The organism is Nocardia sp. NPDC004722, from assembly GCF_053601505.1.
This window is the reverse complement of the sequence record NZ_JBSGBY010000005.1, coordinates 13,706-33,859: the sequence shown is the minus strand read 5'-3', so window position 1 is coordinate 33,859 and position 20,154 is coordinate 13,706. Positions and strand designations below refer to the sequence as shown.

16 protein-coding genes and 1 pseudogene are annotated in these 20,154 nt (G+C 65.2%); 13 read left to right on the top strand and 4 right to left on the bottom strand.

The window, feature by feature from the left end:
* Window positions 1-291: 291 nt before the first annotated feature.
* Window positions 292-1,647, bottom strand: a complete 1,356-nt coding sequence (locus ACWELQ_RS01790; protein ID WP_452395121.1) for a hypothetical protein — start codon at window positions 1,645-1,647, stop codon at window positions 292-294.
* Window positions 1,648-1,932: 285 nt separating this feature from the next.
* Here ACWELQ_RS01790 and ACWELQ_RS01785 point away from each other — a divergent pair, with 285 nt between their 5' ends.
* Window positions 1,933-2,760, top strand: coding sequence for a hypothetical protein (locus tag ACWELQ_RS01785; RefSeq protein ID WP_452395120.1), 828 nt, complete (start codon window positions 1,933-1,935; stop codon window positions 2,758-2,760).
* A 39-nt stretch (window positions 2,761-2,799) separates the two neighbouring features.
* On the opposite strand, the gene ACWELQ_RS01780 is transcribed toward ACWELQ_RS01785, so the two are convergent.
* Window positions 2,800-3,249 (bottom strand): hypothetical protein, encoded by a 450-nt coding sequence (locus tag ACWELQ_RS01780; protein WP_452395119.1) that lies wholly within the window; start codon window positions 3,247-3,249, stop codon window positions 2,800-2,802.
* A 350-nt stretch (window positions 3,250-3,599) separates the two neighbouring features.
* On the opposite strand from ACWELQ_RS01780, the gene ACWELQ_RS01775 reads away from it, so the two are divergent.
* From ACWELQ_RS01775 to ACWELQ_RS01760, 4 genes and pseudogenes are all read left to right on the top strand, one after another.
* Window positions 3,600-4,193: a hypothetical protein gene (locus ACWELQ_RS01775; protein ID WP_452395118.1), complete on the top strand. Its 594-nt coding sequence runs from the start codon at window positions 3,600-3,602 to the stop codon at window positions 4,191-4,193.
* Window positions 4,194-5,081: 888 nt separating this feature from the next.
* Window positions 5,082-5,270 (top strand): hypothetical protein, encoded by a 189-nt coding sequence (locus tag ACWELQ_RS01770; protein WP_452395117.1) that lies wholly within the window; start codon window positions 5,082-5,084, stop codon window positions 5,268-5,270.
* A 589-nt stretch (window positions 5,271-5,859) separates the two neighbouring features.
* On the top strand, window positions 5,860-6,774 hold the full coding sequence (locus ACWELQ_RS01765; RefSeq protein ID WP_452395116.1) for a hypothetical protein: 915 nt from the start codon (window positions 5,860-5,862) through the stop codon (window positions 6,772-6,774).
* Window positions 6,775-7,102: 328 nt separating this feature from the next.
* Window positions 7,103-8,587, top strand: a pseudogene (locus ACWELQ_RS01760) (nitrilase-related carbon-nitrogen hydrolase).
* 71 nt (window positions 8,588-8,658) lie between these two features.
* Here the strand turns inward: ACWELQ_RS01760 and ACWELQ_RS01755 are convergent.
* The gene (locus ACWELQ_RS01755) at window positions 8,659-8,997 is read right to left on the bottom strand and encodes a histone-like nucleoid-structuring protein Lsr2 (RefSeq protein WP_452395115.1); all 339 of its coding nucleotides are present in this window, start codon (window positions 8,995-8,997) and stop codon (window positions 8,659-8,661) included.
* A gap of 371 nt (window positions 8,998-9,368) precedes the next feature.
* Between ACWELQ_RS01755 and ACWELQ_RS01750 the strand changes: the two genes are divergently transcribed.
* The 6 genes from ACWELQ_RS01750 (at window position 9,369) to ACWELQ_RS01725 (ending at window position 15,150) form a co-directional block, all read left to right on the top strand.
* On the top strand, window positions 9,369-10,637 hold the full coding sequence (locus ACWELQ_RS01750; protein WP_452395114.1) for a GH12 family glycosyl hydrolase domain-containing protein: 1,269 nt from the start codon (window positions 9,369-9,371) through the stop codon (window positions 10,635-10,637).
* Between the two features lie 200 nt (window positions 10,638-10,837).
* Window positions 10,838-11,086: a hypothetical protein gene (locus tag ACWELQ_RS01745; RefSeq protein WP_452395113.1), complete on the top strand. Its 249-nt coding sequence runs from the start codon at window positions 10,838-10,840 to the stop codon at window positions 11,084-11,086.
* Window positions 11,087-11,098: 12 nt separating this feature from the next.
* Window positions 11,099-11,437 (top strand): hypothetical protein, encoded by a 339-nt coding sequence (locus tag ACWELQ_RS01740; protein WP_452395112.1) that lies wholly within the window; start codon window positions 11,099-11,101, stop codon window positions 11,435-11,437.
* Between the two features lie 1,402 nt (window positions 11,438-12,839).
* Window positions 12,840-13,016 (top strand): hypothetical protein, encoded by a 177-nt coding sequence (locus tag ACWELQ_RS01735; protein WP_452395111.1) that lies wholly within the window; start codon window positions 12,840-12,842, stop codon window positions 13,014-13,016.
* A 262-nt stretch (window positions 13,017-13,278) separates the two neighbouring features.
* On the top strand, window positions 13,279-13,923 hold the full coding sequence (locus ACWELQ_RS01730; protein WP_452395110.1) for a hypothetical protein: 645 nt from the start codon (window positions 13,279-13,281) through the stop codon (window positions 13,921-13,923).
* 432 nt (window positions 13,924-14,355) lie between these two features.
* Window positions 14,356-15,150 carry a CPBP family glutamic-type intramembrane protease gene (locus tag ACWELQ_RS01725; RefSeq protein ID WP_452395109.1) on the top strand — a complete coding sequence of 265 codons (795 nt, stop codon included), beginning with the start codon at window positions 14,356-14,358 and terminating at the stop codon, window positions 15,148-15,150.
* 789 nt (window positions 15,151-15,939) lie between these two features.
* On the opposite strand, the gene ACWELQ_RS01720 is transcribed toward ACWELQ_RS01725, so the two are convergent.
* Window positions 15,940-16,566, bottom strand: coding sequence for an MspA family porin (locus tag ACWELQ_RS01720; RefSeq protein ID WP_452395108.1), 627 nt, complete (start codon window positions 16,564-16,566; stop codon window positions 15,940-15,942).
* A gap of 441 nt (window positions 16,567-17,007) precedes the next feature.
* Here ACWELQ_RS01720 and ACWELQ_RS01715 point away from each other — a divergent pair, with 441 nt between their 5' ends.
* Together ACWELQ_RS01715 and ACWELQ_RS01710 are read left to right on the top strand one after the other, a co-directional pair.
* Window positions 17,008-18,153 carry an epoxide hydrolase family protein gene (locus tag ACWELQ_RS01715; protein WP_452395107.1) on the top strand — a complete coding sequence of 382 codons (1,146 nt, stop codon included), beginning with the start codon at window positions 17,008-17,010 and terminating at the stop codon, window positions 18,151-18,153.
* Window positions 18,154-18,190: 37 nt separating this feature from the next.
* Window positions 18,191-19,642 carry an MFS transporter gene (locus ACWELQ_RS01710; protein ID WP_452395106.1) on the top strand — a complete coding sequence of 484 codons (1,452 nt, stop codon included), beginning with the start codon at window positions 18,191-18,193 and terminating at the stop codon, window positions 19,640-19,642.
* Window positions 19,643-20,154 lie beyond the last annotated feature (512 nt).

Here is a 20,154-nt window from a genome sequence, read left to right as displayed (position 1 = left end):
GACAACGAGGTCCGCGCTGCTATCGTGGATGCTGCCCCCGCCGGTGAGAGGTCTCGGGGGCAGTGGCGCATCCGCCCGGAATCCGGCGCTAAGCTCAGCCAGGGGTTGAGACCACCTCTACCGCAGATAAATTACCGAGTCGCCCCGGACGGGCGGACCATCGTGGCACGTCGCATGCGACCCGAGGGCAGGTTACCGCAGATAATGCATCATTATCTGCGGTAATTCCTTAGCGCCGGATTCCGCGCGAATGTGCACGGGAAGCCCAAATCGCCAGGTCACCGCGATCCGTCATCGAATGTCAGTAGTTCGCGTCACCGTGGGGTCTGCTTGGTCGGCGAGCGCGCGCAGAATGGTCGCTCGATGCGCCACTCGCTCGATGCGTTTCGCATCATCGGCGTTCTGCACCACCTTGCCGTAGACGCGGTCGGCCATGTAGTCGTCCTCATCGGCCAGCGCGCGCATCTGGGCCACGGTCATCCCCTCGGTGCGCACGAGCTGCCGGGTTTCCTGCTCTACCAGCGCGAAGTCCATTGGTGTGGACTGTGTGCGTCGGCCATCAGGCTGGGTGTGCAGTCCGGCCTCGAACTCCGCGGTCTCGCGCCGATCCCGCTTCCAACTGTCGTGCAATTGCGTCGCGGCCCGGGTGAAGACTTCGGCCAGGGCGCGGTCGTGGTCGCTGGTCTGGGTGTACCGGTCGTAGTCCTCCCACAGCGCATCGCGGGTCTTCCAGTACGCGTCCTCGGCGGGGTGCACCCAATGGCCATCGGTCGCCGAGACGAATCCGTCCTCGGGCTCGACCGCAGCCAGGCGGCCGACCGGGCGGCCGAGGTAGTCCACGACGGTGGCGGCCAGCTGCTCGCCGCGAGCGCGGGCCGATCCTTCATCCGGACCGGCGAGCACATCGGTATACCGCTGCGCACGCCAGAACCGCAGCGACGGATCCGCGGGCAGCGGTCCGCGCGCCTGACGCAGCCGCTCGTCCTGGCGCGCGGTGATACCGACCTCGCGCCGCAACGCGGCGAGCTTGAGCGCGCTCACGTAGTCGTCGATGTGCGCGGTCTCGCGGGCACCGTAGAGAGCACGGGGCTTGTCCCGGAATGCCCAGGCGGCGCGCGAATAGTCCGCGACCAGCGCTGCCCGCTGCTCGGCCAGCAGATCCGCGGCCGCGACCTCGCAGACCTCGTCGCGCTCGGCGATCGGTTGCGGCGCGGCCAGGCTCAGATCCCATGCCGGGCAGTCGATTCCGGGCACATAGTGGTAGAGCTGGCGCTGGTAGTACGTGAGCCGGTCCGCGGCTTCGTTCTCGTCCACAGCCGCGGCCCAGATATCGACATACACCTTCCACCACCGCACCAACCGACCAGCACGGCGCTGCTCCCACGCCTCGACCGCCTCTGCGGCCTGCCAGGCTCGGCGAGCATCCCAGCTGTTGTCCTCGGCGGTGAAGTGCTGTGCATAGTAGGCGCGGGCGTCGTTGACCATCCTGGCCGCGAGCTCCGGAGACGCCCCGGTCAACCGCATCCGCTCCAGGATCGCCGGGTCACCGGCACCACGCGGATCGGTGAAATGCGCTGCGGTGTGCGAGATTCCGGATTCGGCGCTACGCGCCCTGGTAGCGCGTTTGCGGGCCTTGTTCTTCGTCATGGCTGCCTCTGGTCGGCGGCGATCCCACGCATCTCCGCCGTCGGTTCAGAGTGACAGGCAGACGGGATTGTCGAGCATGCACGCGAGTCCGAGACCCTTCGGTCCTCGTCGCCAGTTCCCTGCGTGGGTGAGTCCGGCTCGGAGTCAGGCCAGCGTGTGCGGCCAGGTTCTCCACGATAGCGAGACCGACCGACAAACTCGAGCAGTCCAGCGACGTTCTCTGCTAACCAGCAGTTTCGTCGCCACGCCCCGGGCATCAGTGCGTTAGCGCCGGATTCCGGTCGGTTGCGCCACTACCCCCGGGTCGGCGCGCTCAACGCCGCGCACCGCCTCGCCGACAAGCCGCTGCCCGGCGCCGCCGAAGCGGTCCGCCGCGCGTTGAATCCCGGTCGCGCGCAACGCCTGCACGCCATGGCCGTGCACGCCGACCACCTCATCACCGCGCTGCCGGTCACCGGCTGGCCCGACGCGCTGACCGGCCGCCGCGACGCGGTCATCCTGCAACTGTCCACCGGCGGGCTGTCCTGGCAGCAGATCGCCGCCCTCACCCAGGCCGAGGTCACCGTGACCACGCAGGGCGTGCGCATCGGCTCTCAGCCGCTGCTGGAGCTGCCCACTACCGGCGGACCGGCGTGCCCGGTGCGGGTGTTCTCCCGCTGGGCCCGGGTCGTGGCGCACGCACCCGCCGCGACCGGCCACATCGCCCTCGAACGCGTGCTCACCGCCACCGAAACGCAGCCCGCCGACGAGACCGAAGTGTTCGTGCCGCAACCATTTCCGGCCGAGTACGCCGGATTGCCGTTGCTGTGCGAGTTCGACGCGCGCGGCCTGGCGCACGGGCACATCGACGGGCTCGACCCGCTCCATCCCGAGGTGGTCGCCGAGATCGCCCTCACGCACCTGCTGGACCCGCCCCGCCCGGCGCAGGCCCCGAGATGGGCGGTGACTGGCACGAGCCCGGCATCGCCGCCCGCTGGCGGGACAAAGCCATCGGCGACGAACTCGACGACCTGCTCGACCGCGTGGACGCCCTCACCGCCCGCATCGGCGCCGACCATGCGACGACCTGGGTTTGAGGGCCCGCCGCACACGAAACGCCCCCGAGGTCGATGACCTCGGGGGCGGGGTGAGTCGGCCCGTCGCCGGAAAGGGTTATCGGCGACGGGCCCAACGCGAGAATCGGCGCCATCCCGTGCGCAGCGTCCGCGCCAGGCGGACACCGAGGCCGGCGGCGGCACGGACGCCGAGCCGGACGGCATGCCCGGCGGCGCGCACGCCGCGGTGAACGGCCTGCCCGGCGGCACGCAGGTAGGCCAGGGCCTTGCCGATCACGATCGGCGTATACGGGCTGACCACCACGGCGGCGATACCGGCGGCGATCCGGATCGCCTTGGCGATCTCGGGGTGGCCGAAGAAGTCGAGAATGGCGGCGACGAATCCGGCCGCGTAGCAGATGCCGGTGACCACCTGGGCGATGCGTTCGCGGTGCAGGAGGGTCGCGTCGAGGACGGAGCGGGCGAACTCCGTGCACCGATCCAAGGCGCGGTTGATGGATTTGCGCACGGTGGTCTCGTTCATTTTGCTGCGGCGAGTCTCGTCCACGGTCTTCTCCTACGCGATCAGTCCCCAGCGGCTCGCTGGTTCGGATCAGAGCGTAGACGTGCGGAAATGCGTGTTCAAGTCCGGTGGACTACGAGAGATTATTGCCGCGATGGACCACCCTCGGCGGCAGGAGACTATAAAATACAAACATGCCTCGGCCGCCCAAACCCCTTCCCCCGTCGACACCGGTCGCACGCTTCGCCGCCGATCTGCGGCGACTGCGGGACGCCGCCGGACCCGACGCACCGACAATCGACCAAATCGCCACGCGGACACGGGTTTCGCGTTCGGCGCTGTTCAAGGCATACCGGGGGGAGACCCTCCCGAGCCGGAAAACGCTCGCTGCGTTGGTGACCGCGTTCGGCGGCGATGTCCAGCAGTGGCTGCGGCGGCGCGCCGCGATCGACGCCACACCGCGCCAGTCGGACGTACCCGATGACACCCGCAAGGTCTCCCTGCTGCTGACTGTCGAGGAGGTGCGACGGCTGTGGAAGGAACTGGAAGTCATGCGTCACTTCGACCTCGAGGACGGCGATGACTACTACGAATCCTTCCGCGGTCTCATCGGGTACGCCGTGACCGAGATCGACAAAAGTGCTGACCCGGACCGGCGGTGGAGCTTCTACCTCGAGGAAAACGCCCCGGATCCCGAGCAGCTCACCGACCCCCGGACGCAGTTGTACCAGGAACTCAAACAGCTCAAGGACGACAGCGGGCTCAAACTCCGCCAGATTCAGGCGCGCTCGAACGCACGCGGCGACGGAGTCTCGTTGGGGACCCTCAGCTCCATGTTCAGGCCGGGCATACTCTTGCCCCGCTGGCGGTACATACGCGCCGCGGTACTCGCTCTCGGCGGCGACGAAGACAGATTCCACCGACTGTGGCTCGCGGCATACGAGCAGATGCGCGCGCGACAGGACGAGGAAGACTCAGCATCGGAGTAGGGGTGGACCCGAATACGCCCGAAAGGGGCAACGCCGAATCCGTTGTCTCTCCGGCCCTCTCTGGATACGGTGACCGCGTCGCCTCCCAAATCAGGGCCGATGCTGGTGCTGCGAATCATGATGCGCCCACAGAGCAGGCCGTCGATGCCGTTTGAAGGCCAGAATCAATGTGGCCGATGGAGGCGTAGGCGGTGGTAACGGGTTGTTCAGCGGTGGCCGGTTAGCGAGGTCTGCAGGGGTTGATCGACCATGTCCGGATCCCGGAGCTGGAACGGGGTCGCGGCGGGCGGAGGTTTCGGGGATCAGGGGGCGGGACATAAGCGCCGGGACCAGGGCCAGGGTCGGCGGGGGAGTACCTGCCATCGCACGCCTCCGGGCCTCGACTGGTGTGCGGCCCAATCGGGGGTGGAGGTCTCACCCGCGCGGCCAGGACCTCGGGCTCGCAGGCGGGTGAGACGCTCATGTTCCAGCGCGCCGGATTGCGGTCGGTAGCTGGCGGACACACCGACGGTGTCTGCGGGAGTGTGCCCGCCAGCGGTGGAGCAACTTTCCGCGCACGACAGCATCCCTTGCGGTTGGGAAGGCTGCTGCCGCAGGGACCGCCACGGACGAGTGCGGCGACCCTTCGAGTGAGCCGAACAGGGGCGGCGCTGTGTGGTAGCCACGCATCCCGGACCACCACTCGCCGATTCGGCTCACCCGCAGCGAAAGGTAGTCAGGACCGGTACCGGAGCGGCGCCGATTCCGATGCGCTGGCACGTGAAGACAGTGTGTCCGGCACGATCGGTCACAGATATCCTGAAAATAGCTGCGCGAGCGTGTCAATCGTGCAGAATGCCGGGTGACGCCGTCGGGCGATGGGCAGCGGCGAACAGGAGGGGGTGCGAAGTGAGCGACCGGCTTCCCGGATCGGCTGTGCAGCGGCTGATCAACGAGGTACTGGCCCGCTATGGGTCGATCGAAGCGTTCTGCGACTACCTGCACGGACTGCTCGACGCCCCCACCGAACAGCTCCCGATCGCGGCACCGGCGCTGGTGTCGGGATCGAGCGGTCGGCACCGGCTGCACGAGTGGTGATCCCGCAGATCCGCGCTCGCTCGAGGTCTATTCACTGTTCTCGCGGTAGGGGGCAGTAGAGCGTCGCACGTGCCGACCTCGGATAGCGCGTGATCGGGTGCCCGAGGTGAGTTTTCCGTCGGCGGTCCCGGCGACGACCCTGGTCCCCAGGAGCGGCAGATCTGGTGGTGGATCGGGCTCGGTTGAATAGCGACAACCTTGAGGAATTGTCGACCGAACCCGACCCAGGTTCTGAGCGTAGTGCAGCCGGACCTCGGCGAAGCGAAGTGCCTGACTCGGGGGAGTGTGGAGGTCGACGCATCGCGAGTACCGGTTCTACGACGGCGACAGCCCTCGACACAGGGCATGGCCTGTGATTCGTCATGTGACGGCCCCGGGGCATCGGCAGCCGGTTCGCGTGTGCCAAGGCGGGGTCGTTGTAGATTGCTGATCAGCGGCACTGCACGGTCAACCTCACCTCCAGGACCACGATGGCGCACACAGCCGACCACACCGAATCGAATACTGCACCTGCCGCACACGGGCATGTCACCAGCACTTCGGTTGCACCGGTGCGGATCCCGGGCCTGTCCGGTGAGCAGGCGCGGGAGTGGCGGCAGTTCGTGTGCTGGGCGGCGGCCGCCGAACTGCCGGCCTGCCGACCACCGCCGACACCGCGCTGTCTTACTTGTCGGAATATCCGGGTACCCCGGCCACGCAGCGCGGCCGCCTCAGCGCCCTCAACGCCGCCCACAAGGCCGAGAAGATGCCGATCCCCGGTGCCGCCGAAGCCGTACGGCGCGCGCTCAATCCAGGCCGCGCGCAACGATTGTCGCGCTTGCGCACGCACGCGGACGCGATCATCGCGGGGCTGCCGGTCATCGGCTGGCCCGACGCGCTGACCGGGCGCCGCGACGCGGTCATCCTGCTGCTGGCCACCGAAGGGCTGTCCTGGCATCAGATCTCGGCCCTGACCCAGGCCGAGATCACCCTCACTGAACAAGCCGTCACCGTCGGCGCGCAACCACTGCTCGTCCTGCCCGCCACCGGTACCGCGGCGTGCCCGGTCCAAGTGTTTTCCCGCTGGGTGGCCATCCTCACCCACGCGCCCGCAGCCACCGGCCACATCCGTCTCGAACAACTCCTCACCGACACCGACCCCAGCGCGGCCGCCGTCCACACGGCGGACTGGGCAACGGAAACATTTGTGCCGCAACAGTTCCTCGCGCAGTACGCGGCCCAACCGTTGCTGTGCGGGTTCGACGAGCGCGGCATGGCGCACGGCTACATCGACGAGCTCGAGACGCTGAGTCCCGATACTGTGGCCGATATCGCGACCGGCCATCTGCTGGCGCCGCCCCCAACTGGTGTCGGGGCCGACCCGGACGACGACTGGCACGCCCGAGGCATCGCCGCGCGCTGGCGCGCGAAAGCTGTTTTCGACGAGCTCGACGACCTACTGGACCGCATCGACGACATCGCGGCACGCGCGGACGCCATCGCCGTGCGCGACCAAGACCAATGACTGGCGCACGCAGGGCTGGCTGGTGGGAGATCCGCTGTCCGCTGACGACCGAGATCGAGACGCCGTTATCTTTGCCGAACTCGTCGAGGACTTTCTTGTAGTTCGAGTTCCCCGGATCTGTGCTGTAGACGACGAGGTGCTTGGCGTCGCTGTCCGACGAGGAACACGCTGCGACACCGAGGAGCGCTGCGACGCTTGTGACCAACGCGACCAACGCATGGAACCTGGATTTGGTCATCTTTAACTCCGGCATCGGGGAGTGGAACCGTTCGATAGCCCATCTGGCAACCGTTCGCTGAGCTGTGCGGCTTCCCGCCTTTGCCGCCTCATGGGAACGTCAGGGGGCGTGTTTCTGCAGCTGGCGCCCGCGAGGCCGCCCGGCGGCTGTTCCCAGGCACGGTGCAGCCTGGCTGCCCGTTCATGCACACCTGCAGCGTCGAACCACAATTTTGAGCGGGATTGCCGCCCTTGCGATCCGGCAGCCGGGTCTACCTGCGCCGCCGGGCAGCGGGGTCGGTCTTGGCCTGCCACGCCATCAGCGATTCGGCCGATGGCCGAGCGTATTTGGCCAGGGATCGCACCGAGGAGTGCCCACTCATGCGCATCAGCATCGGTGGGGAGGCCCGGATTTCGGCCGGTTGCGCCACTATCCCCCGGTAGCGGGGAGAACTGTTCCACGACCACGCGCATGGCCCTGACCCTTACACGCGCGTGGCCGCGGATTTACTACGCAGATCGACTGCTCGGACGGTATTGCCGATCTGAAACAGTCGGTCTGCGCCTGGGACCGACTGGGTCCGATCAGCGAACACGGCTGCGGCGCAAAATGTATCGCAGCCGAGTCATGTCGATCGCGCAAGCGGATCATACGATCGTCAGCCGGACGACCGCCTCGACGACTGCTCCCTGGTATGGGAAGTGGCTGGGGCAGGCGAAGGTCCGTCATGGGTACCGTGCGATGCATGCTGGTGTCGAAGAGTGGTCCAACATGAAAATTGCACTCGCGCAACTTGATTGCGCCAGCGATGGCGAGTTGACGAAGTCCTTCGATGCTGTGCGCAATTTCGTCGACGAGGCTGCCGAGTTGGGCGCGGAGTTGACGATCTTTCCTGAGTTGTCTCTGCACGGCTATGCTCGCGACGGGAGGTCGCTGACATCAACCGACTCACGATTGACCGACCTGTCCCGAGACGGCATGGACGTTCTTGTCGGGTTTCGCGAGGACGGCGGCATCCGGCAGTACAACGCAGCGGGCTACTATACCGGCGGCCACAAGCACCATGTTCATCGCAAGTTGTACCTGCCGAATTACCTTGTGTGGGAGGAACGTAAACGCGCCAGCCCAGGCCAATCCATGCAGGCGTTCGACACCCGCTTTGGTCGCATGGCCGTTCTTATCTGCAACGACGCGTGGTAACAAGTCCTGCCCTGGCTGGCGGCCCAGGATGGTGCCGAGGTGATGCTGATCCCTGCCAATAGCGCGGCGGGATTCGGCCCGGAATCACTCGACGTCATCGACTACTGGGATCAGTTGCTCACCTTCGTTGCCCGCATGCACCAGAGCTGGGTCGTGTTCGTCAACAGGGTCGGCGATGAGGACGGCACCCGGTTCTGGGGAGGCTCGCGGGTGATCGACCCTTCAGGACAGGTCACCGCGCAGGTGCCCTTCTGGCATCCTTCGCTCCTCGTCGCCGACATCGATATCGAGGACTGCCGCCGCCGGCGCCACGAGATCCCCTTGCTGGCAGAAGCCCGCCTCGGTCTGATCGAGCGTGAGGTTCATCGGCTGATCCAAGAGGGCGGCGACGCCTGACGGCACAATGTGACGGTGTCTGCCGAAACTGCCCGAGCGCTCGGGCAGTAGGCGGTGGGGGAGAGGGCCGGTTAGTTAGTCGCGGCCCGGTAGGAGCGGAGCAGTTCGCTGGGGATGCGACCGCGAGAAGACACCTGAAATCCGTTGGCCCGAGCCCAATTCCGGGCCGCCATGCTTTCTTGGCGACCGGTGCGTGCGCGCTGGTTTGCCGCCGCGGACTTCCGTCGATTGCCGCGGATCTTGCGTGCGTGCGAGCTCCACAGTATGAACAGTCCACGCAGCTCTTCGGCGTTCGCCCGGGAGAGATCGATCTCGTACTCGACGCCGTCGAGAGTGAATGCGACGGTTTCGTCGGCCACGGACTCACCGTCGAAGTCGTCGACGATGCTGACGACTACTTTCCTTGCCATTTTCTTCTCCTCCGGGTCATCCACACACCGGCATTGCCGGTGTTCAGTCAGTTCTGCACAGCTGCCGGCGACAGGTCAGTCCGGGTATCGGGCTGACGTGACGCTGAGGTCGATCACGTCATCGTGACTTGCGCATCCCTGAATTCCCAACAGCGGGAGGATGACTGCGCTGGCAACGGTAGCCTCGGCCCCCTGTGGAACCTTCCCGCACCGATATCGGTGCCCATCGACACCGCACGCGGCACCGACACGACCGCCGTCCGCGGGCGAGTCCTGTGGTGGGACGGACCTTCTGCCCGAACCCTGGTTCCTAAACCGTCGACCTCGTAGGTACCGAGGCGTAATCGGGTGCGTCATCCGGGGCTTCCCAGATGTGGGAATATCATCGGATCGTCGCTGCCTACAGTCGCTTCGTGCCAGCTCAACGAAGGCTTTTCCTTCGCAATCGGTCCGCTCTGCTCTGTCTCGTCCTTATCGCCCACTTGTTCGTGCCCAGCTTCGTAACCGGCGGGACAGCCGGGGCCGCGGACGGTGATCTGTGTTCCCCGCAACAAACCGCCCTCGTTTCCGGTGGGCGCTACGCGATCCGCAACAACAACTACGGCAAGGCCGCCGAATGCCTTCGACCCTATAGCGACAGCGGGTTCACGGTGACGGAGTCGGCCGCGTCCGGCGGCGGGCCGGACGGCGCACCCGTCGCCTACCCTGAGGTATTCGACGGCTGCCACTGGAATGTCTGTACCCAGAACGCAACGCTTCCGATCAAGGTCGATGAGATCGGCGCCGCTAGATCGAGTTGGTCGACGTCACGAGCCTCCGATACGACCGGCGATTACGACGTGGCCTACGACCTGTGGTTCAACTCGTCCGCGCAGTCGGCCGGTCAGCCGGATGGCGCCGAGCTCATGATCTGGCTCGACCGCCAGCCGCCCGGCCCGCCACCGGCCGACAGCACGGTGTCCTGGGTCAACCGCACGGCCTTCCATACCTGGACACGCACGATCAGTGCCAACAACACGAGTTGGCCGATGATCGCCTACCAACTGGTGAGCCCGTCGAGCAGCGTCGATTTCGATCTGCGCTCCTTCATCCGAGACGCCGTGGTGCGAGGCATCGTCAAGCCCTCTCAGTATCTGGTCGCGGTCGAGGCGGGTTTCGAAATCTGGAGTGGCGGAAAGGGGTTGCGTGTCGATTCGTTCTCTGCGGCCGAACGGAAGGGCTATTTGGTCGGCTCGATCACCGCGGGAACGGCAGACGTGTGCGTGTCCGAACTCGGCGACATCGCCGGTACCGACGGGAACCCGATCGGCATAGATCATTGTGGCGGTGGCTCGAGGCAGCAGTGGACCCTCGCCATCGATGGAACGATCCGTCACGGCGGCATGTGCATGGGCACCACCGGAGCGATGATCGCGCTGCATCTGTGCAACGGCTCGCCCTACCAGGTATGGCTGCCTTCGGGATCGGGCGGATTCTGGAATCTCGGTACCGCCGCACAGAACAACGGAAACGGCCTATGCCTCCGCGATCCGTCCGAAACCGGCACGTCCGGAAAGCAATTGGATCTGGTCAACTGCGACGGCAGCGGCCCCGGGCAGAACTGGTCGTTGCCGGTCTCAGTCCTGCCCAACCCGACTTGATCTCGAGGGCAGAGGCGCGATTCTCGTGAATCCGCTTCTGGCCTGACCCGGTCCGCGCGCCAGCTGATCGTGACGGCTCGATCTGCGGTCGAGCCCACCCCCGCCCCAGGGAGATCGCTTATTCAACGCTCTCGGTAGTCCCTGAGGTAGTCGTTGCAGGTGACGATCACGCGATCACCTGGTATTGGGCACTAGCGAGGATGTTGGCGCGCTACGGCGTCGACCCCGATGATGTGTTCGATGTGATCAACGCGTGGATGACCGCGAAGTGGCCGGTGTGGTTTCGGCCCGCGACCGATCCGGCGACGGGATTGACGACGTTCATCATCTGGGGCCGCGCCGACAGCGGTACCCCGATCGCCGTCTACGCTCACGCAAAGGGGCACGACACCGAGGGGTACATCGCCCGTTACCTCACCGTAGAACAACTCACCGAACTCGAGAAATAGAGGCGAGCAGCCATGACTGGCCCATTCGACGTCATGACGCCCGACGAGGTCGACGCTATGGTGGATCGCCTGGAGTTCACCGGCGACCCGGTAACCGAGGCCGATCTCGGGATCACGGTGGGCCCGAACGCCGAACCAGTGCTGGTTCCTCGTTCGATCAAGATGCCCTACGACCTGGACAAGGCGTGCAAGCAGCGCGCCGAGAGGCTTGGGCTGTCGCAGTCGGCCTATATCCGATCGCTGATCGAACGAGACCTGGCCCAGGCCGGGACCGGTGAGCAGCGGCCCGCCTGGGTGCGTGAGCTCCTGGCGGTCATCGCCCACCACGAGCACGACCGCAAGGCATCCTGACCGCCACCGGAGAGAATCTGTAACGAGCCAACTCCACGAGTCCGACACTGCGGCCGTGCCGGACCTGTCTACGGTTACCGGTGCCCGTTTTCGTGGCAGCGGGCCTCCACCCGGCACATCAATGTGAACGCGTTTCCGTGAAATCCGGCAGATACTTCTAAAGACGGTTACGTGTCGAATACAGTCGCGTCAGCACAACATATCTTGCTGGTAGGCAAGGTATTACGTCGTATGCGGCCGATTTTCTGCGCCAGCTACCAGACCCGATGAGATGTTCATCGGACCTCGTCGCAACCAACCCCACGGACGTACGGGGGCCTTCTTGCTGCGGCATGTGGTGAACGCCCCGTCACGCCATTCGGAATTCTGGACGACGGATTTCAATACCGGCAGCGCCGCCTGCTATCCACCTCGAGCCACGCGAAATGTTCTGTCGCGATTGGTAGTGCAGCGATCCGGGTGGTCCTGACGCTCAGTGGGCCAGCAGCAGTTCCGCCTCGCCTTGATGCCTCTTCGAGCCTAGCTGGACGCACACACCTCGCCGACGAACGGAGTGCTCCCCACTTACCGCCTGGCAGGGGCGGAATCGTGCGAGTTGATCGCCGGGAGCCGTCGGTGTCACTAGTCGGTTCCCAGTGCGGAGAACAGGCGCCAGTTGCCTCTCTGTTCAATGTGCCGTTATATAACGGCACATTATTTTTTATACGCTCCGGGGGTATCCTCCGGAACGTCAGTGGAGGACCACATGTCTGCTTACCTGACCAAGTTCCTCGGCGGATCTCTTGCCGTGATTGCACTGACAGTGATGGCGGCAAGCGTGGCACCGCCGGTTCTGGCCGAGCCGGGTTGTCACTCGAGCGATAGTCGTGGAGGCAGCTCGAGCGGCAGCCGCGAGGGGACCTCGAACGACGGTCGCAGGGGTGCCTCGTACGAAGGTCGCGGAGGGAACACGATCGGCGAGGGATCCCACGGGGACTTCCGCCTCCCCAACGGTGCTGTGTCGCCGCTGGGCTGCATCCCGGGCTCGGTCCAACGCCCTTGCGAAGGGTCCCTGTGATTCTGGCTCGCCTCCGTCTGTGATCTGCCGTTGGAGATCGCTGACAACTGCGGCGGTGTTCGCCGAATCGTGTATCCGGCTGCGCCATCGGTGTCCTGTGGTGGGCAAGACACCGAACACGGCACCTCGCCCGGGTGCGTGGTCTGGTTCTCTGGCGTGCTGCGGGCCGTCGTCGTGACTGGGAACAGCCTTCAGTCGGCGCGCGCGAATGTTGGCATGATGAGCGCGTCTCCGACCGCCACTGCTGAACATTGACGTCGCTATCTTGCCTCTACATAACGGTCCGTTGAATCGTGAAGCCGGGGTGGGTGTTGAAGCACGGTTGACACGGACATCAGCAGCTAAGTGACCGGCAAGACGTTGGGGCGTCGCGGCTTCCTGCGCGGGGTGGGTGCGTTGGGGATCGCGGGCTTGGCGGCGCCCACCGTGGCATGTGGCGAAGGTGACAATGCGCTGACGTTCTTCTTCCAGGCCAACTCGGAAGAGGTAAAGGAGCGTCGTGAGCACCCGGCATTGGGGTGACGGCCCTGGTGATGAGACGGGCAGTTACGGCATATGGGGTCTGATGACGTGAAAAGTCGCGCTAATGGTTCGGGCCGGCTTGCCGCCGATCATCCGCGAGGCTGTGCGCGAAAGCCACGGCGGATTTGGTTGTGTTACAGACAAGTTCGACATGTGTCTACGCCGAGGAAGGTTCGCTCGGCATAGATGGCGTGGTGTCGGCCTTTCACCGGTGGCGACACGCCGACACTCACGATCTCAGGCTGGTGTCTAGGCTCCCGGCATGAGCATGGCCCACGCCGAGGAAAGCCGACCGGGAAACCGACGATTGCGGCCTTGGCTTCGCAGGAATCTTCTGGTCGTCTGCACCGTCGTGGCCTGCCTTGGGATACTCGTCCCGGCGAGCGAGCCGGCCAACGCCGAGCTGGTGTCATTGTCCCCGTTGCAGATCCTCGGGGGGATATTCGTGGCGGTTGTGGTGTGGACCGTGGTCATCGTCTACCTGATCTTGGCAGTGCGATCCCGGCGGCTTCGGGTTCCCGAGTTCGGCCCCCTGGCTGCTTCCGCACTGATAATCGCGCTTACGGCCCTTCTGTGGAGCGCAGACCTGCCAATGGTTGTGCGCTGGCACTGCTCGGCGCACGCCTTCGAGGATGCGGCACAGCAGGTGAGTGCCGGGATCGATCCACGGACGTTCGACGGTGACCGCCTCGGCCTTTATCGAATTCGCGGTCTGGAACGCCTCAGCGACGGCATCTATTTCAGGACTGGCCTCTCGGGCCATTGCTCGATGGGAAGTGGCTTTGCCAATCTTCCTGGCCATCGGCCCGCGAGCGGCGCATCCCGTCACCTCAGCGGCGACTGGTATTGGTTCTGTTTCACCAGCGCGGTTGTATATCCGGACCACTTCAGCGGGGGAGCGTCCTAGCGGGTGACGAAACCGCTAGCCTGACGCGATGAAGGCCAACAGCCCTGCGACGTCCGGCAGTTGTGCACGAGAGTGATTCGATACGAGCAGGTCCGCATCACCACCTGGGTCCAGGTATCGAGATAGACCCCGAAGATACCTTCGGCGTCGCGCAACCCCTGGCCAGGTACATACTCTCTGACGCTACCGCCGGGGCATTGATCCGTACCGATGCCCCGGCTGGGCATCGGAATAAATCTCGTGCAGCAGATGTGGGCATGGTCTCTACCAGGCCGAAGACATCCAGATGGCTGCCGTCTACGTCATGGATATCCCTCGTGAGAGGGAGGCGCGCGTTCCCGAATCTCGCTCTTATGCGTGAGGCCTTTTGGTGTGCGGTGTTGCGAACATCGATTCGTGAATATTGAGGGTGGACGACACCAACCCGCCATTGTGGGCGCGGCAGTCGTCGGATATGCGTTGCTTGCTTTTCTGTTCTCCGGATGCCTGCTGGTGGTGCAACCGCATTCGGGTATCGACCCGGCGGTCCTTTCGCTGACACAGTTCGGTCCGGCGCTCGCGGTTGCCATGGTTGTCCTGGCCGGTGGTGCGCGTGTTCGAGCATTGCTACCCGCGGCTGTGCGATGGTCGACGGTACGAATCGCACTGGTCGCCGTCGTTTCGGCGGGACTGACGGTGGGCTGCCTGATGCTGATCGTCGCTGCCGTCGGCGGTCTGGGATTGCACGGCGCCGTTGCAGTGGGCGGAGTTCCGTTCGTCGTGTTCGTGGGCGCGCAATTGATCGGTGCGGCAGGCGAGGAATTGGGCTGGCGTGGATTCATGCTGCCGGTGCTGGAGCGCCGCTTCGGCCGTACCGAAGCGGTCTTCGGGACAGGTGTCGTGTGGGCGCTGTGGCATGTGCAAGCTTTCGCGGCGGGCCCGCTGGTGGGGTTGGCTTTTCTTGCGGCGGTGCTCGGATTCGCCTGTGTCCTCGGCTATCTCGCTGTGGGAAACACCGTCCAGCGGACCGTGGTAGGCACGGTCGGGCACTGGCTGATCAACGTGGCCCTGTACTTGGCGATGGGAGATGACACCCTGGGATCGCCGCAGCTGTATTACTACGCTGGTGCCGCGGTGCTCGTCGGCACAGTCGTAGCGTTGGGCCGCAAGACGGTCGTCCGTACGGATCGTATGAACCCGCAGACGGTTTCGCGGTATGCGAGTGTTCGAGACGAGTTCTGGCCATGAACGAACCCGTCCGAATTTCTCAGCTCCGAGAACAACTCGCCTGGCAGTGGACCAATGGTCTGCGTCATCGCATCGATGAATCCATCGACCAGGGCTACCTGTGGGAACCGGCGACCGACTGCGCCCAATGCCGCAAGTCCGGCCGAAAATCACACCGTCGCCGCGCAAGTCCACGGTGACCAGGACCGATGCGCGTGATCGACAGTGTGCCACGGGGCTCTGGGCTTGCGGCCTCGGCGAGGTGTTCGGAAGTCGCCTCGACGGGGGAACCGCTCCGGCCTGTACTCAGGATAACGGAGAGGGCCGCCGTGCTGACCCGCATCCGCATCACCAACCGCCGGGCCGAAATCGCCGGCGCCACAGCCTTGTTCGCAGTCCGCCGATTACACCGAGCGGTCCCGTCGAACCAACCGCCAAGCGATACTCTTCCCATCACCGGCCCTCGCGGGCTGACGCGGCGGTGAATCGAGGCGAACGCGCGCAGGGATCGTCGGGGCAAACGCCGCGGTTACCAGACGATGGGCTGGTGCATGGGCGGTCTGGGGACGGGCGGTGTCAGCGCCGAGCCGAGATCGGGTGGGCTCGGGCGGTTCGCGTTCCGAGGCGGGGACAACAACTGCAGTGGGGGCGGCCCGGGGGATGGCGGCGCGGCGCCTCCCGGGGGACTGGTTGTACAGGACTGAGAACCTATGCACGCGGGCTCGGTCGCCGCGTCGGCTTGGGCAATGGCAGGGAAGCATACGGCGAGCGTGAGTGCGGCTGAGCACAGGAGTCCGGAATTCATGGGTGTCACAGCCAGATCGGGTCGCCGTAGACGGCGATGGAGTTGTCGGCCTCAGCGGTGGAGGTGGACACGATGGCATACGAGCGCAGGCTCGCCCCCCCCGCACAGGAGTCGATCTTTATCTGTACCTGATCGACGGTGATCGAGGCGTGGGCGTCTGTGAGTTGCTTTGTTCCCAGCGGCACGGTGGTGATCGTGCCCGGCTTGGGGGAGAAGGACATCATCGGCATCGCCATCGCGCTCAGACCAGCGTTCATGCCGCCCACCGAAATGCCCACGTTGGGCCCGATCATCCCGGTCAACCCGACGGTCATGCCATTGGATACATCGATCTGACATCCGATCTGATAACCCACGGTCAGACTGCCCGACTCGACCGGTAGTCGGCCGTGACCGCTGATGTCGGCGATTGCCTGCACTCCGACGAAACCCTCACGGGTGAACGGTGATCCCGCAAGGTTCGGAACGCGGTCCAGAGTCTCGGCGATCTTGCCGACTCGTACCTGCCAGCCGTCGTCGGTGACCACTTCGCGTGATTTGTCTGCCACCGGCTCCGCGGACGCGGTGCTGAACGTGCCGGCGACCAGCGCCGCCGCCGACAGCCAGGTAAGCGGGATGGCGGTCTTCCTCATTCGAACGTGTCCCTATCTCAGAATTTCCAGCATGTACCAGTGGTGCGGATCTGCGGATCCGAGTGGTCGCGCAGTGCTGGATCGATGTGCCGACCGTCATTGCACCCAGTGCTCTGCGGCGGCCGGGCCGGTGAACGGGCAGACGGCCACACGAGACATCCCGCGCGGGGCGGAGATGATGCTGATGGTCTTCCCCGCATCCGTAGTGGCGCGGGAGCCCCCAGAGCCTTTCTCACGGTATAGCGCCGGGCCGAATGGATCTCGACGTTATGCGCACGAATTTCCGTCGAAATGCGAATTTTTAGGCTATCCAGCGTTCTTTCGGCAAGGCAGGCTGCCAAGCTATTCCCATGAATGGGAATAGATTTCAGGTCGGTGTACGCGGCTATTGGCATGATGAACACGTCCCAACCGCTACCGCTTTACGAGGACCGCAATAGCATGGCAAACACGGAAATTCGTCCCTTTCGCATCGACGTTCCCGAGTCCCGGCTCGACGACTTGGCCGACCGGCTTCGTCGTATTCAGTGGCCGAACGAACTGCCCGAAGTAGGCGATAGCTACGGCGTCCCGAATAAGCGGGTCCAGGCTCTGGCGAAGTACTGGTTGGAAGGCTTCGATTGGCGAGCGCTGGAGGCGAGGCTCAACGCCTACCCGCAGTTCACCACCGAGATCGACGGCGAGGACCTGCACTTCCTGCACGTGCGGTCCCCCCGCGAGGACGCCGTCCCGGCCGTGCTGATCCACGGGTGGCCCGGCTCGATCCTCGAATACCTGGACGTCATCGAGCCCCTGACCAACCCGGCCGACGCCGAGGCCCCGGCCTTCCATCTGGTCATCCCCTCGCTGCCCGGCTTCGGCTTCTCCGGACCGACCCGCAGCACCGGTTGGGGCACCGGCCGCACCGCCCGCGCCCTCGTGGAGCTGATGGTCCGGCTCGGCTACGAGCGCTTCGGCGCGATCGGCAACGACGCGGGCTCGATGGTCGCGCCGGAAATGGCCCGTATCGTGCCGGAGCGGGTGCTGGGAATGCATGTGACACAGCTGTTCTCGTTCCCCTCGGGCGATCCGGCCGAGATGGCGGACCTGTCGCAGGAGGACATGGCGGCGTTGGGGCACCTGCAGTGGTTCATGGACAACAAGTTCTCGTTCAACACCCTGCACAGCCAGCAGCCGCAGACTCTCGCCTTCGCACTGGCCGATTCGCCGGTGGGCCTGCTCGGCTGGAACGCTCAGCTGTTCGGTGAATCCCTCGACGAGGATTTCGTGATCGGCAACGTCGCGATCTACTGGCTCACCGACACCACCGGATCCGCGATCCGCTTCTACTACGAAGACGCGCACTCCACCACCCAACCCACCGAACCGACCACGGTGCCGACGGCATTGGCGATGTTCAGCGGCGACTTCCAGTCGATCCGTCGTTTCGCGGAGCGCGACCACAAGAACATCGTCAGCTGGAACAGCTACGACACCAGCACCCCCGGTGAGGTCGGCCCGAACGATGCTGGTGGACATTACGCGGCACACGAGGCGACCGACACGCTGGTCGGCGATATCCGCCGCTTTTTCGGCCAGCTCTCGTGATCCTGCGAATCAGCGTCGGCCTCGCAGGAATTCGGTCATGACCGTCACCGAAGCATCCGTCGAGGTCGAGGCCGCCGTCGTGCCGCGACGCTGGCTGGGCTTGTTCGCCATCCTGGCGGCCACATTGATGAATCTGCTCGATACGAGCATTGTCAATGTGGCCTTGCCGGCGATCCGCCGCGACCTCGGCGGGTCTTACTCGACGATGCAATGGATCGCCGCCGCCTACACACTGGTGATGGCTGCCGGGCTGCTCACAGGTGGGCGGCTCGGAGACATGTTCGGTCGTCGTCGGATGCTGCTCGGCGGTTCGGTTGGTTTCGTGCTCGCGTCGGTGCTGTGCGCGGCGGCGGTCTCGCCGGAGCTGCTGATCGGCTCCCGCATGCTGCAGGGCGTCTTCGCCGCGGTCATGGTGCCGCAGTGCTTCGGCCTGATCCGGGATCTGTTCCCCGGCGAAGGCCAGGCCAAGGCGTGGGGCGTCTTCGGGCCGGCGATCGGCCTGTCCACCGTGCTCGGACCGATCATCGCTGGCCTGCTCATCAACGCCGACCTCTTCGGCACCGGGTGGCGCATGATCTTCCTGATCAATCTGCCGCTCGGCGCGTTCGCGGTCGTGGCGGGGGCCGTGGCGCTTCCGCACGCTTGCGGGAGCCGGTCCGGCGGGTTGGACGTGGTGGGCATGCTGATCGCCGCTACCGGTATGGGCCTGCTGATCTACCCGCTGGTACAGGGCCGCGAGCTCGGCTGGCCGACCTGGAGTCTGCTCATGCTGGTCGCGGCGGTGGTCGTCTTGACCGTCTTCGTGCTGCACCAACGTTCCCGCACGGCGCGTGGCAACATACCGCTCGTCCGCCTGAGTGTGTTCAACCGCCGGTCCTACAGTGCGGGTGTGCTTTTCGTGGTCTTGTTCCTGGTAGCCATCGCTGGCTTCTCCCTTGCGCTGGGCTTGCTGCTGCAACTCGGTTTCGGCTACAGCGCGATCGGCGCCAGTCTCGCGATGGCGCCGTGGGCGATCGGCGCGTTCGTCGGCTCGGCGGCCGGTGCGATGACGTCGCAACTCGGGCGGAAAACCCTGCATATCGGGCTGGTCATCATGGCTGTGGGGACGACCGGTACCTTCACGGTGTTCCACCTCAGCGGCACCGGGCTGGGTAGCCTGGTGCTGGCGGCACCATTGCTGCTCACCGGGGCTGGAATGGGGATGATCTTCGTGCCGATGTTCGACATCATCATGGGTGAGATCACCGACGACGAAGTCGGATCTGCCTCCGGTGCACTGGAATCGATCCAGCAGCTGGCGGCGGCCTTGGGTGTGGCCGTACTCGGTTCCGTTTTCTTCGACAGATTCAGCCGACCCGGCCCCTTGCGAAGCAATGCTCTGGCCGGTGACGAGACGGTCGCGCTGATCGCGATCGGCCTGCTCATCGCGGCATTCGCCCTGGCCTTCCTTCTTCCGAGAAAGGCTCGCGCCACCGCGCCGAATGCCTGATATCAGGCCTGCGTGTGGGACGCCAGCCGCCCTCGGTTGGTGTCTCACACGTTGTTCGGTCAGAGGGGACGATCGGTTGCGTCGCGATCGCGACACCTGTGAACCGTGTCCCAAGCCATTCCACTCACCGGAAGTATCGGGCGATCGCCGTGATCACCGGAGGAAGGCTGGGGTCGCTGGTCTACTCGGCGGGACGCCAGAGAAAGTCGCGCTTAGACGGTGTCTCACGTCTTTGGGACGTGTCGTAACCGGTTGTGTCGCAGTATGTCTAGCCGTGGTGGACGAGTGGCCGCTGCGGTTGGTGCCGAATGGGCTGTGGGGTTTTGGTCGAGCCCTTGTTGCCGAAACTCCCTGTGGCAGCTCTACCGGGGTGATTCTGGACTGTGCTCTTCGATCGCACGGGAGTTGTTTTGTCCGTGGGTAGTTCGGCGGCCGATACCAACGACACAGCGGCGCTCAACCCTCGTTGCAGGCAATCCCGGCCAGGCATTCACGGCGCGGCTGGCGTCATC